Origin of the sequence: Pseudomonas sp. W4I3, assembly GCF_030816195.1 — a bacterium.
In the GTDB taxonomy this organism is placed as follows: Bacteria; Pseudomonadota; Gammaproteobacteria; order Pseudomonadales; family Pseudomonadaceae; genus Aquipseudomonas.
Genome location: NZ_JAUSXS010000001.1, coordinates 600,169 through 613,521 on the forward strand (window position 1 = coordinate 600,169; position 13,353 = coordinate 613,521).

Annotated in this window: 13 protein-coding genes; 8 read left to right on the forward strand and 5 right to left on the reverse strand. The window is 58.9% G+C overall.

All coding sequences use genetic code 11. The annotated features are described in order from the left end of the window. The first annotated feature begins 1 nt into the window (after position 1). From QF045_RS02755 to QF045_RS02785, 7 genes are all read left to right on the forward strand, one after another. The gene (locus tag QF045_RS02755) at positions 2–1,300 is read left to right on the forward strand and encodes a phosphatase PAP2/dual specificity phosphatase family protein (RefSeq protein ID WP_306490960.1); all 1,299 of its coding nucleotides are present in this window, start codon (positions 2–4) and stop codon (positions 1,298–1,300) included. Next, a complete protein-coding gene (locus tag QF045_RS02760) occupies positions 1,290–1,733 on the forward strand; it encodes a hypothetical protein (RefSeq protein ID WP_306490961.1) in 444 nt (147 codons plus the stop codon). Before QF045_RS02755 ends, QF045_RS02760 begins: the two co-directional genes overlap by 11 nt. Positions 1,734–1,742: 9 nt before the next feature. Further along, the gene (locus QF045_RS02765; RefSeq protein ID WP_306490962.1) at positions 1,743–2,363 is read left to right on the forward strand and encodes a 1-acyl-sn-glycerol-3-phosphate acyltransferase; all 621 of its coding nucleotides are present in this window, start codon (positions 1,743–1,745) and stop codon (positions 2,361–2,363) included. Between the two features lies 1 nt (position 2,364). After that, positions 2,365–3,297 (forward strand): phosphatidate cytidylyltransferase, encoded by a 933-nt coding sequence (locus QF045_RS02770; RefSeq protein ID WP_300633419.1) that lies wholly within the window; start codon positions 2,365–2,367, stop codon positions 3,295–3,297. A gap of 226 nt (positions 3,298–3,523) precedes the next feature. Beyond that, positions 3,524–4,408, forward strand: coding sequence for an alpha/beta fold hydrolase (locus tag QF045_RS02775; protein WP_306490963.1), 885 nt, complete (start codon positions 3,524–3,526; stop codon positions 4,406–4,408). Between the two features lie 87 nt (positions 4,409–4,495). Further along, positions 4,496–5,800: a dicarboxylate/amino acid:cation symporter gene (locus QF045_RS02780; protein WP_306490964.1), complete on the forward strand. Its 1,305-nt coding sequence runs from the start codon at positions 4,496–4,498 to the stop codon at positions 5,798–5,800. Positions 5,801–5,876: 76 nt separating this feature from the next. Beyond that, on the forward strand, positions 5,877–6,791 hold the full coding sequence (locus QF045_RS02785; protein ID WP_306490965.1) for a LysR substrate-binding domain-containing protein: 915 nt from the start codon (positions 5,877–5,879) through the stop codon (positions 6,789–6,791). 60 nt (positions 6,792–6,851) lie between these two features. On the opposite strand, the gene leuD is transcribed toward QF045_RS02785, so the two are convergent. The 3 genes from leuD to QF045_RS02800 all read right to left on the reverse strand — a co-directional run bounded on the left by leuD (position 6,852) and on the right by QF045_RS02800 (position 9,625). Beyond that, positions 6,852–7,466 (reverse strand): 3-isopropylmalate dehydratase small subunit, encoded by a 615-nt coding sequence (leuD, locus tag QF045_RS02790; protein WP_306490966.1) that lies wholly within the window; start codon positions 7,464–7,466, stop codon positions 6,852–6,854. Further along, positions 7,463–8,884 (reverse strand): 3-isopropylmalate dehydratase large subunit, encoded by a 1,422-nt coding sequence (gene leuC / locus QF045_RS02795; RefSeq protein ID WP_306490967.1) that lies wholly within the window; start codon positions 8,882–8,884, stop codon positions 7,463–7,465. The genes leuD and leuC overlap by 4 nt, the downstream gene beginning before the upstream one ends. 168 nt (positions 8,885–9,052) lie before the next feature. Further along, positions 9,053–9,625 carry a TetR/AcrR family transcriptional regulator gene (locus QF045_RS02800; protein WP_306490968.1) on the reverse strand — a complete coding sequence of 191 codons (573 nt, stop codon included), beginning with the start codon at positions 9,623–9,625 and terminating at the stop codon, positions 9,053–9,055. Between the two features lie 100 nt (positions 9,626–9,725). Between QF045_RS02800 and QF045_RS02805 the strand changes: the two genes are divergently transcribed. Further along, the gene (locus tag QF045_RS02805) at positions 9,726–11,168 is read left to right on the forward strand and encodes an amidase (protein WP_306490969.1); all 1,443 of its coding nucleotides are present in this window, start codon (positions 9,726–9,728) and stop codon (positions 11,166–11,168) included. A gap of 3 nt (positions 11,169–11,171) precedes the next feature. Here the strand turns inward: QF045_RS02805 and QF045_RS02810 are convergent, their stop codons facing one another. Continuing rightward, the gene (locus QF045_RS02810; protein ID WP_306490970.1) at positions 11,172–12,383 is read right to left on the reverse strand and encodes a multidrug effflux MFS transporter; all 1,212 of its coding nucleotides are present in this window, start codon (positions 12,381–12,383) and stop codon (positions 11,172–11,174) included. Then, positions 12,376–13,353 carry a diiron oxygenase gene (locus tag QF045_RS02815; RefSeq protein WP_306490971.1) on the reverse strand — a complete coding sequence of 326 codons (978 nt, stop codon included), beginning with the start codon at positions 13,351–13,353 and terminating at the stop codon, positions 12,376–12,378. The genes QF045_RS02810 and QF045_RS02815 overlap by 8 nt, the downstream gene beginning before the upstream one ends.

Consider the following 13,353-nt stretch of genomic DNA (forward strand, 5'->3'; position numbering starts at 1 on the left):
CATGCGCGAACCCGGCCTGTTCAAACCCGCGCTGCTGTGGCTGCTGCTGTTGGCGCCGCTGTTTTTCAGCACCTACGGCCTCGCCACCTGGGTGACCAACCAGCGCAGCGATGTGGGCACGCTGGTGTTTGGCTGGGAAACCCACATGCCGTTCTGGGCCTGGACCATCGTGCCCTATTGGTCCATCGACCTGCTCTACGGCTTTTCCCTGTTACTGCCCAACACCCGCCACGAACTCAAGCAACACGCCCTGCGCCTGCTGACGGCCCAAATGATTGCCGTCAGTTGCTTCCTGATCTGGCCGCTGCGCTTCACCTTCGAACGGCCGGAGCTGGATGGCGTGTTCGGCTGGTTGTTCGCCGTGCTGGCCGGCTTCGACAAGCCGTTCAACCAAGCGCCTTCCCTGCATATCGCGCTGCTGGTGATCCTGTGGGTCATGTACCAGCGCCATACCCAGGGTTTCTGGCGCTGGGTGGTACACGGCTGGTTTGCGCTGATCGGTGTTTCGGTACTGACCACTTATCAACATCACTTTATCGACTTACCCACAGGCGCCCTCGCGGGGTGGCTGTGTGTGTGGCTATGGCCGCTGGAACACGCGAGCCCGCTGCTCAATGCGCGACTGACGCGGGAGCGCAAACGCGGTTGGCTGGGCGCACGCTATGGCTTGGGCGCGGTGGCGTTGGTGATACTGGCGCTGACCCTGGGCGGCTGGGGGCTGTGGCTGCTATGGCCGGCGGTATCCCTCGCGCTGGTGGCAGCCAATTACTGGCTGCTGGGCGCCGAGGGCTTTCAGAAACGCGACGATGGCCAACTGACGCCGGCAGCGCGCTGGCTGTATGCGCCCTACCTCGCCGCCGCCTGGATCAATTCGCGGCTGTGGACGCGGCGCCATCCACAGCCCGACCTGATTGTGGATAACGTCTGGCTAGGGCGAATTCCTGCGCAGAGCGAGCAGCAGACTTTCAAGGGCATCGTCGATCTCTGCGCCGAATTGCCGATTAATCCACAGGGCCGTGCCTATCAATGCATACCTGTGCTGGACCTGATTGCGCCCACCTCCGCCGAATGCCTGCAGGCCGCCGAAGCCATCGAACGCTTGCGCTCGAACGGCCCGTTGCTGGTGTGCTGCGCCCTGGGCTACTCGCGCAGCGCCACGGCCATCGCGGCCTGGCTGTTGCACAGTGGGCGCGCGACGACGGTGGATCAGGCGCTGGCTATTATTCGTACAGCACGAGCCCGTGTGGTCCTGCATCCCGCACACCGTGTAGCTTTGGAGGGTTTGTCCCATGCCCGCTGATATGGAACTGCAAGTGGTCGCCAGCCTGCTGCGCCGTGGACGTTCGCTGGACCAGTTATCCACAGGCCTGACATTGGTCGGCGTGCTGTTCGGTCTTATCCAGCTGTTGATGCCAAGTGTTTCAATCATCTGCCTGCTGCTTGCCTTGTGGATGATCATCCTCGGGCTTTTGCAGAAATACTGGGCGCTACGTGTTGCGTTCGACGCCGACTTGTTTGCCCTGCTGGCCCGCGACACCGAGCGTACGGCCGACCTCGACCAAGCCCTGCAAACCCTTGGCCTGCAATCGGCCAAGCGCGCCGGCAGGCCGTGGGCCGAACGCCGTCGTGGTGCACTTAAACTGCTGCGCAAGCAAGCCTGGTTACTCGGCGCCCAAGCGCTGCTGACCCTGGGCGTGATCCTTGCCAGCCCTTGGCTACCTTTCGCCGGATAAGGAATTCCCATGTTCGAACCCGTGGTCGCCACGCTGATTACCTCCATGGCCCGCACCGTCACCGGTGCCCGCAGCCTGTGGCTGGGTTGCGCTCCCGTGCCGGTGCAACGCATCTACTTCGCCAATCACAGCAGTCACGGCGACTTTGTGCTGGTGTGGGCCTCATTGCCGCAGAACCTGCGCAAATTCACCCGCCCCGTGGCCGGCAGTGATTACTGGAACAAGAGCGCGCTGCGCCGCTACATCATCAATCGCGTGTTCAACGGCGTGCTGATTGACCGCGAGCGCAAAGAGCCTGTGGATAACCCCCTGCAGCCGATGCTGGCCGCGCTGGAAGGCGGCGATTCGCTGATTATCTTTCCTGAAGGGACGCGCAATCTGGAGGATGGCTTGCTGCCGTTCAAAAGCGGCCTGTACCACTTGGCAAAAAGTTACCCACAGGCGGAGCTGATCCCGGTGTGGATAGCCAATCTCAACCGCGTCATGCCCAAAGGCCGCGTCCTGCCATTGCCCTTGTTATGCACCACCAGCTTCGGCGCTCCACTGCACTTGGAAGAAGGCGAAGACAAAACCGCGTTCCTTGCCCGCACCCGAGACGCCCTGCTCGCCCTCGCCCCGGAGCATTCCTGAGATGGATAGCCAAACCTTGATGTTATTCGGCGGGATCGGCGCGATTCTGGTGACCGCCTCACTGATCGGCCTGATCCTCAAGCTGCGCACCCGTGGCACACCCAATGCAGTGATCGACAACCTCAACGCCCGCATCAACGCCTGGTGGGTGATGGTGGTGGTGATCGGTATCGCCTTCTGGCTTGGCACCGGCGCGGTGATCCTGCTGTTCTATGCGGTGTCGTTCTATGCCTTGCGCGAATTCCTCACCCTCACGCCGACCCGGCGCAGCGACTACCCGGCGCTGGTAGCAGCGTTCTACCTCGCCCTGCCTCTGCAGTACGTGCTGATCTACGCCGATTGGTACGGGCTGTTCTCGATCTTCATCCCGGTCTACGTGTTCCTGCTGCTACCGATACTCGCCTCGCTGGGCGGCGACAGCACCCACTTCCTGGAGCGCGCATCGAAGGTGCAGTGGGGGCTGATGATCGCCGTGTTCTGCGTGTCGTTCGTCCCGGCTTTACTGACCTTGGACATCCCGGGCTATGAGGGCCGCAACCTGCTGCTGATCGCCTACCTGGTGATCGTGGTGCAGCTGTCGGACGTGCTGCAGTACGTGTGCGGCAAGCTGTTCGGCAAACACAAAATCGCGCCCAACCTCTCGCCGTCCAAAACCGTGGAAGGTTTTGTCGGCGGGATCCTGTTGTCGTCCCTGATCGGTGCAGCGTTGTGGTGGACCACACCGTTCAACCCCTGGCAGTCGTTCTTGATCGCGCTGTTGATCAACCTGCTGGGGTTTGCCGGTGGGATCGTGATGTCGGCGATCAAGCGCGATCGAGGCGTGAAGGATTGGGGACATATGATCGAAGGCCACGGCGGCATGCTGGACCGACTGGATTCAGTGTGCTTCGCGGCGCCGATCTTCTTCCACCTCGTGCGTTACTGGTGGACCTGATCTCAGCCCTCTCAAGACCAACGAAGCACAAAATGTGGGAGGGGGCTTGCCCCCTCCCACCTTGGTTTTGTGGTGCCTCCCAAGTTTAGGCAAGTCTGAAAACCGCTGCTTCTTGATCACCTAATCACTTGAAACACAGTTCATAAACCGTGCTTTCACGCTTGGCATATTGCGGCGGGGTTCGGTTGATCTCAGGATTCAGCCAGCCCCCTCATGGAGTCGAATCATGTTCGCTGGTTTCCAGAAACAACAGCGCCAGGTCAATGGCCTGAACATCAGCTACCGCATCGGTGGCACCGGTCCGGCGCTGTTGCTTTTGCACGGCCATCCTCAGACCCACGTCATCTGGCACAAGGTCGCCGAACGGTTGGCCGCTGAATTTACCGTGGTCGCCGCTGACTTGCGTGGCTATGGCGATAGCGGCAGGCCGGTTGCCGATGCGGAGCATTCAAATTATTCAAAGCGTGAGATGGCGCTTGATAGTGTTGAGTTGATGAAGTCGCTGGGCTTTGAGCAGTTCAGCGTTCTTGCCCATGATCGTGGGGCGAGAGTGGCGCATCGCTTGGCCCTCGACCATCCCCGCGTGATCAAGCAAATCGTGCTGCTGGATATCGCCCCCACCCTGGCGATGTACACGCAAACGAACGAAGCCTTCGCCCGTGCCTACTGGCACTGGTTTTTCCTCATCCGGCCGGCGCCGTTGCCGGAGAGCCTTATCGAGGCCAACCCCGAGCTCTATCTGCGCAGTGTGGTGGGCAGCCGCAGCGCTGGCCTGCAGCCCTTTACCGCAGAAGCATTCGGCGAGTACCTGCGTTGCCTGCAACTGCCCGGCAGCGCACGGGGCATTTGCGAGGATTACCGCGCCTCGGCCGGTATCGATCTGGAACATGATCGCGTGGATATCAACGCCGGCAATCAGCTAACGCAGCCGCTGTTGGTGCTATGGGGCGCCGAAGGCACCGTGGGGCGCTGTTTCGATCCATTAACGGAATGGCAGCAGGTAGCGACTGATGTACGCGGCAAAGCCTTGCCTTGCGGCCATTACATCGCTGAGGAAGTACCAGAACTATTGCTTGAAGAAGTGCTGAGCTTTTTCGCAAGACCGATGTAGCCAAGCCACTGGAAAAACCGCCTCGCAGGCACAGCCAGTGCCTTCGAGCGCTTTTGCTCGCCCGAAAAAAGCCTGGAGATAATAACAATGACAATAAGAAAACTGCTGGGAACGCTCTATGTACAGGTGATTATCGCCATTGCCCTGGGCATTGCCGTTGGTCATTACTGGCCCCAGGTGGGGGTCGACCTCAAACCCCTGGGTGACGGTTTTATCAAACTCATCAAAATGATCATTGGCCCGATCATTTTTTGTACGGTGGTATCGGGTATCACCAGCATGCACGACGTCAAGCAGGTGGGTCGCGTCGGCGGCAAGGCGCTGCTGTACTTTGAGGTGGTGTCCACCGTAGCGTTGATGATCGGGCTGCTCGCTGCGCATCTGATACGCCCCGGCGCGGGGTTCAATATCGATGTAAACACCCTCGACAGCTCGGCGATTGCCGGCTTTGTGGGGCAGGCCGAACATGGCGAAGGCATTGTCGGTTTTCTACTCCATGTGATCCCTACGACCTTCTTCAACGCCTTTGCGCAGGGCGAAATACTGCCGGTACTGTTCGTTTCAATCCTCTTCGGTGTGGCGCTGGTCATTGTTGGCGAGAAAGCGCGTCCGCTGGTGAACGTGGTTCACCAGGCCAGTGAGGTGTTCTTTCGTATTGTCGGCATGATCAGTCGCGTTGCGCCCATTGGTGCCTTCGGGGCTATCGCGTTCACCATCGGCAAATACGGATTGGGCGCACTGCTGCCGCTGCTGAAACTGGTGGGCACTTTTTACATCGCAGGCCTGTTCTTTGTGGTGGTTGTACTGGGCAGCATCGCTCGCTGTGCCGGGGTAAATATCTTCAAGCTGCTGGGCTACATCAAGGCTGAACTACTGATCGTGCTGGGCACCAGTTCCTCGGAATCGGCGCTGCCGCAGATCATTCAGAAACTGGAAAGCCTGGGCGCTTCCAAGGGCGTCGTGGGCATCGTGGTGCCCACCGGGTATACGTTCAACCTGGACGGCACCAACATTTACATGACGCTCGCCGTGCTGTTTCTGGCTCAGGCCACCAACACCGATTTGAGTCTGGAGCAGCAGCTCACCTTGTTGGCGGTGGCGATGCTGACGTCCAAAGGCGCAGGGGCGGTGGTCGGTGCGGGCTTCGTAGCGCTAGCTGCCAGCCTGGCCGTAGTGCCTACCGTGCCAGTGGCTGCCATGGTGCTGATTCTGGGCGTTGACCGTTTCATGGCTGAGTGCCGCTCACTGACCAACATCATTGGCAACGCAGTAGCGGCGCTGGTGATCGCCGCTTGGGAAGGAGAACTGGACCGGCGCCTGCTCGCGCCAGTGGCGACAAAGCGCAGCGTGCCCGCTGCGCTGAATCAGCCGGAGCACGCCGCCGCCGACTAAGCGCATGAATGGGCGCAACAACCGTCCCTCCATGCGATGTTATCCTCGCGGTTCACGCCGCCACGCAGCTCTTTTGATGATCTACAAGAAAGACTCGATGCCCCTTCCCGAAGACCTGCGGGTGTTCCTGACCGTGATCCGCAAGGCCAGCTTTGCCGCGGCCGCCGATGAGCTTGGCTTGTCGGCGGCTTACGTCAGCAAGCGTATCCAGATCCTCGAAAATACCCTGGCGACACGTTTGCTGCACCGTACCAGCCGACGTGTCACGCTGACCGACGATGGCGAGCGGGTAAAGGACTGGGCGGCGCGCATTCTGGAGGACTTCCAGCATCTGGCCGATGAGTTGGTCGATGCCCATGACAGCCCGCGTGGCCGACTGCATATCTGCAGCAGCTTCGGCTTCGGCCGCAATCACGTGGCGCCTGCCCTGGCGTTGCTGGCCGATCGTTATCCCGAGCTGGAAATCCGCCTGGACCTGTTCGATCGGGTGGTGGATATCGTCAGCGAAGGGTTCGACCTGGAAATTCGTGTCGGCGACGACATCCCCGGCCAGCACATCGGCCGTCAACTGGTCAGCAACCGCCGCATCTTGTGCGCCGCTCCCAGCTACCTGGAACGCCACGGGACACCCGCGCAGCTGAGTGACCTGGAGCGCCATGAATGCCTGGTCTTGAAGGAGCGCGACAACGCCTTCGGCGTCTGGGTATTGGAGCGCGACGGCAAGCAGGAGAGCGTGCGGGTGGGAGGGCCGTTGTCATCCAACAGCGGCGAGATCGTCTTGCAGTGGGCGCTGCACGGGCGGGGGGTGCTGCTGCGTTCGCTGTGGGATGCCAAACCGTTGCTCGAACAGGGCGAGCTGGTTCAGGTACTGCATGACTATGGGCAAAGCGCCAATGTGTGGGCCGTCTACCCCACGCGTCTTGCTCACTCGGGAAAGCTGCGGGCCTGTGTCGAATTTCTGCAGGCGCACTTTGCGGGGTTGTCGATTTGAGCCAAGCAAGGCGCACAGGATTGTGCGCCAGCCAGCGCGGCTATCGAGACAGCCGTCTGGTCACGACAGCCATGGGTTAGCGGCCAGATGGTCGCGCTCGAACGCTCGAATTTCATCGCTGCGCTGCAGGGTACTGCCAATGGCATCCAGGCCGAGTAACAGCGCGGTTTTGCGCAGGGTATCGATCTGGAAGGGAACCACTTCGCCGTCGTGCAGCAGGATGGTTTGTTCGTTCAGGTCGATTGAAATCTCAGCCGTCTGTGGCTGCCCGACGATCTCGCCGATGCGCTGCACTGTGGCCACTTCAAGGCTGATCAGCAGCACGCCGTTACGCTGGCAGTTGTCGTAAAAAATACCGGCGAAGCTGCTGCCGATCAGCGCGCGAATGCCCCTTTGCTTGAGGCCCCAAACCGCATGCTCGCGACTGGAACCGCAGCCAAAGTTGGGGCCCACCACCAAAAAGCATGCGCTCTGCCAGGGGGGCATATTGAGCACAAAGGCAGGGTCTGGCTGCCCTGAGGGCAAAAAGCGCACGTCATGAAACAGCCCCTGTTCCAGGCCATTGCGGTCAATGCCTTTGAGGAACTGCTTGGGCATGATCACGTCGGTGTCGATATTGGCCGCCAACATCGGCGCCGCTGTGCCGGTGACGTGGGTAAAGGAATGGTTGCTCATACGCGCTCCCCGATTTGCCGAACATCCGTCAGATGCCCGCTTATTGCAGCGGCTGCCACCATTGCCGGGCTCATCAGGTGCGTACGTGCCCCGGCGCCCTGGCGGCCTTCGAAATTGCGGTTGGTGCTGGAGGCGCAACGGTCTCCCGGCGCGAGCACGTCGTCGTTCATGGCCAGGCACATGGAACAGCCCGATTGACGCCATTCGAACCCCGCGTCCCGAAAAATAGCGGCCAAGCCCTCAGCCTCGGCCTGATCGCGAACTTCGGTGGAGCCCGGCACGACCATCGCACGCACATGCGGGGCCACGCGTCTGCCGCCGATTACGCGGGCGGCATCGCGCAGGTCTTCGATACGGGCGTTGGTGCACGACCCGATGAACGCATGGCTGATCACCACTTCATTTAACGGCTCGCCCGCCTTGAGCCCCATGTAAGTCAGGGCACGTTGCATGTCCCGGCGCAGGATCAGGTCGCTGACCTGCAGCGGATCTGGAACCTGCCCGTCAATAGCGACGACCTGATCAGGACTCGTGCCCCATGTGACCATCGGCAGCAGCCTGCTGACGTCCAGCGTAACCTCATGATCGAACACGGCACCCTCGTCGCTGTGCAAGTTGCGCCACACGGCCACTGCTCGGCGCCATTGCTCGCCTTTGGGCGCACGCGGCTTACCCTCGAGGTAGTCGAACACCTTCTGGTCTGGCGCCATGAACGCGCCACGCGCGCCGGCTTCAACAGCCATGTTGCACATGGTCATGCGCGCCTCGACGCTCAGGGCATCAATGGTTGAACCGACAAATTCGATAGCGAACCCCGTGGCCCCGGAGGCGCCGATTTGACCGATCAGGGCCATGATGACGTCCTTGGATGTCAGGCCCGGCGACAACGCGCCCACGACCCTGACCCGCATGGTTTTCAGGCGTTTGTAAACCAGGGTTTGCGAGGCCAGCAGGTGCTCGATTTCTGAGGTGCCGATGCCAAACCCGAAGGCACCGAGGGCGCCATACGTAGTGGTGTGACTGTCACCCGCCGCAATCACCATCCCCGGAAGGATAAACCCCTGTTCGGGCGCGATAACGTGTTCGATACCCTGACGCTTATCCAGGATATCCAAGAGTTCGATACCGAAATCCTGACAATTGCGCGACAGATAGGAGACTTGCCGCGCACCACCGGCATCGGGCATCACGGCGGTACGTTCAGGCGCGGTGGGGTTCACGTGATCGACGACCGCCAACGCCGTTCCAGGACGCCATACCTGGCGCCCGGCTTCACGCAGACCGCTGAACGCCTGCGGGCTGGTGTATTCGTTGATGACCTGACGATCGATGTACAACAGGACATGGCCCTGCTCGTCCAGCGAGCAGACCGTGTGCGAATCGATGTGCTTTTGATAGAGGGTTTTGGGGCTGCTCATTCAAGAATTCTCTGAGGGTGGACACTCACGCGGACACCTTCAACAGAATAGGGACCGGGGTGTTGCCATCAAGAGCAGCTTCGGAATACATGGATCTACAGTTCGTGTATGACCGGCGAGCCGATGACTCGCACGGCAGCCCGGCGCAAGCCCTCGCCTATCGGCCCGTCACGATCCCAGGCGACGGTTTACCATCTCGGTCAAGCGTTCGCCTACGCGTTCAATCCCTTTGTTTTGCGCCACCACCTGGGCACCTTCCATGAGCAGGGTCAGCTCCTGGGCGACCTGTTCCGGCTCGTTCAGTGCCATGTCTGTGCAGAGGGCAAGCAGTCGAGCGAATTGCCGTTGCTTGTGCAGCTGAATCAGCGTGCGGGCGGGATGATCAGCCTCTGGCAGCTCGGCCAGGGTATTGGTGAACGGGCAGCCACGGTAATCCGAGCCGTCCAGGTCATTGACGATGAACTCAAGAAACCCCAGCAGTTGCTCGCGCGGTGAGTGCGGATACTGCGCTGCCAGGCGGTCGAAGACATCGGCATAGCTGTCAGTTAGTTGCTCAAGCCATTCCAGCACCAGCGCGTCCTTGTTCTCGAAATGCCGGTACGCGGTCATTTTCGTCGAGGCAGCCCGCTCGGCGATGGCGTCCATGCTGACTCGCGTGATCCCTTGCTCCCGGAACAGCGTCCCGGCCGCATCAATGATGCGTTCTCTGGGCGGCAGCTGGGGGATCGATTGTGAGCGCATGAATATTTCCTCTTGACAGCGATACCGGAAAGTATCGCATGATACCGAACGGTATCGTTGGATACCGAGCAGTATCGATCATACTAAAATGGGGAATGTCATGCATCTGTCCGACTACGCTATCCATGATGCTACGGGCCTGAGTCAACTGATCAAGGCCAGACAGGTCAGCGCATCCGAGGTGCGTGCTGCGGCCTTGCAAGCCATTGAGGCACTCAACCCGCAGGTTAACGCACTGGTTGAAACCTGGGATGACGAGCCTGCGCCCCAGGCGGGCGCGTTTTTAGGCGTGCCTGTTCTGCTCAAGGACCTGGGTATCACGGCCAAGGGGCGTCGCAACGAACTGGGCAGTGCGCTGGCGCTCGGTTGCACGGCTGAAGGAGATTCGCAGCTCATGAGTCGCTTGCGTGTTGCCGGATTTGTGCCGCTTGGCAGGACCACAACACCGGAATTCGCCGCGAGCACCACCACCGAAAGCCGACTCTGTGGCCCCACTCGTAATCCCTGGGATGTCCAACGAAGCGCCGGAGGCTCAAGTGGCGGTTCTGCAGCAGCAGTCGCAGCCGGCATGGTACCCATCGCGCACGCAACCGATGGCGGCGGGTCCATCCGCGTACCGGCGTCAATGTGTGGCCTGTTCGGCTTGAAGCCCAGCCGCGGGCGGGTGCCCATGGGGCCGGATGTCGATGAAGTCTGGAGCGGTCTTGCAGTACATGGCGTGCTGACGCGCTCGGTGCGTGACAGTGCTGCCGTGCTGGACGCGGTGCAGGGCAGCGCAACAGGTGACCCGTTCCACATTGCGCCGCCGCTGACCAGCTTTCTGGAGCAATCCCGGCGTGAGCCCAACCCATTGCGTATTGGCGTGCAAACTCGCCCGCTTGATGGCCAAGCGCTGCACCCCGCGGTGAGAACGGCGTTGGCGCAGACGATGCGACATCTTGAGGCGCTTGGGCACAAGGTCGAAGAAATCGAGCCGGATATAGGATTGAGCTGGGAGGCTTTCGTTGAGCTGAATGGGCGCTTCTGGTCATCCAATACCGCCGCCTGGATCGACGCCATTGCAGCCGCAACCGGGCGTAGTATCGATGCTGAACACCTTGAGCCCGCTACCTTGGCGCTGTACCGATACGGCAAGACCCTCAGTGCCACCGAGCTGCTGGGTGCATTGTACGAGCGCAATATTGTCGCCCGAAAGCTCGGCGGTTTTTTTGAGCATTACGATCTGCTGCTTTCACCGACCTTGCCAGGCTTGGCACCGATGATCGGCCATTACAACGCTCAGCAGGAGCAGCTCGACGGGCGAGGCTGGATGAGCCACGTGTTCAGCCAGTCACCGTTCACAGCACTGGCGAATGTTACCGGGGCCCCGGCCATGTCGGTCCCGCTGGCACACGACCCGCAGACCGGTTTGCCTATCGGCATGCAGTTCATGGGTAAGTTTGGCGCTGAGGGCGTGTTGCTGGGGTTGGCAGGGCAGCTGGAACGGGCAGTTCCGTGGGACGGACGTCGTCCGGGCGTGTGGGCGGGTAACCTCTGCAAATGAGAATCACGCCAAACTCGACGCCTTAGCGTAGCGATTTATGTGTTGGTTTAACAGCAGACCTATGCCGCTTAAGACGATGAAACTCAGTGCCAGGGTAATTTGCAGGTTGTTGGTGCTGAGGTTGACTAGGGCACTGATCAATCCGCCTGAGATAAAAATTAGCGTATTGCCTGCCGAGGCCGAGGCACCAGCGTTATCCGGGAATAGCTCCATAGCTTTGGACGTGGCTGCAGGCCGCGTTATGGTAGTGCCAGCGGTACAGATAATCATTGGGACCAGCATGGTGAAGACGGACAGGCCAAATTGGTTCCATAATAGAAGCATCACTAACCCCGCAACGAAAATCAGTAATAGTCCTATAACAATTTGTGTACCCGCCTCCATATGCTTATTCATCACGCCTGCAAGGATACCGCCTGTCACGTAGGCTGCTCCGTACAACAGCAGCGTCTGAGAAAACTCATAGCTGCTTAGTTGCAACTGCTCCATGAATATTAGGGGCGATATGACGATGAATGAGAAATGGCAAGCAAAAACAATTGCAGCGATTAGCCAGTAGGCCACGAAACTGGAGTTACTGCAGATTCGCCGGTAGGCTCTCAAGATACTGATACGCGGCCCCGTGTTGTTGATAGGCAGGTTTTCCAGCGATACCAAAGCCTTCACGAATACCAAAGCGGCAATCACTGCGAAGACATAGAAACTACCTTGCCAATCCATCAGTTCCTGCAACAAGCTTCCGGCCAGGGGAGAGACCGAAATGAAGATTCCACTGGCGGTTACCATCAGAATTCGTAAACGATCTCGCTCTTTGCCGATAAATAGATCCTGAACCAATGCCTGGGACAGTACGAAACAGCCACACCCTACTGCCTGGATCACACGGAATAACAAAAAAGACTCATAGTTCGTGGCCCATACGCAACCCAAGGCGCCAGCCATGGATACTGCCATGCCAACCAGTAACAACGTTTTACGGCCGAGTATGTCCGACAAAGGGCCAATCAGTAACTGAGATAACGAGATACCGATGGCAAAAAAGCTGATCGACAAGGCGATCTCGGACGTTGTGGTGCTGAAGTGCTGCGATAACGAAGGAAACGAAGGCAGAAGCACGTCCACCGGAAACACGCCCAGCATGACCATTGCCATAAGTAGTACGGTTGCGCCGACTTTCCTGGCCTTGGCAACGGAGTGATCCTTTAATTCAAGCATCAATGAGCCCTGATTGGCTGAATAATTCCCGGTGAGCTTGCAACTCAAAGAAACCGGCGCGCGTCATCGCTTGAAGCGTGCCCATGGCAATAGAGCGTGCTCGCTGTGTGCGTACATCCAGCGCCTGTAGTGCTTGGACTATTCTAGTGGCTTCGAACAAAGGGATGCCAACACCCGTCAGGCTAGCGCTCAACCAAGGCTCGTCCACTTCAGCAAAGATAAAAATAACTTTAATCAATAGGCTCGCGGAGTGTTCTTGCTGGGCAAGAGACAACTTCGGCCATAGGTAATGGAACACTTCGGAAAAATAGCGACTATGTCGGGCTTCATCTTCCAGATGCTCTCGAAACATTTGATATACCGTACAGATTAGCGTGTCGCCGGTTATGCTCAATAACTCCTTGGCGATGATAGTCTCAGAGACAAAGCCGAAAAAAAACCAAGCCAGTGGACGATGTTCGTCCAAAGTCGCGTCCATCAGCTCGAGTAGCAGATTGATACGTTCAGGTGGATCTTCCCAGGTTGGCATGTCATAAAAATTTGCCACCTGTTCCGCGATCTTAAAGGAGAAGAGGGCGTGATAACCCTCGTCAGTGTAAAGCTGCAAGGCGGTAAGTTTCATCGCTTGTGGCAAATCAATTCCCAGCTCTTCATGAATCAGGGTTTCAACCGAACGGTTAACGATCTTATGCTCCAAGATCGTCGTATATCTAAGAAAATAGACCAAATGATTCGCAGCCAGTCGATGCTGGATATGCTCACCCGACCTCTGGATGGTGTTGTCGTTGAAGTATGGAATAAAGGATTGAGGAAACCATTTCCTCGTCTGTAATTGCAAATGAATCTCCGCATCCGCTGGAAGCAAGAAGGTACTATTCTTACTGCGCACGGCCGAACGATTGTCCCAATCACCCAGTGTATATTGGCGGATCTCGTTAGATGTAAAGACGAATGTATTTGGAACTGACAT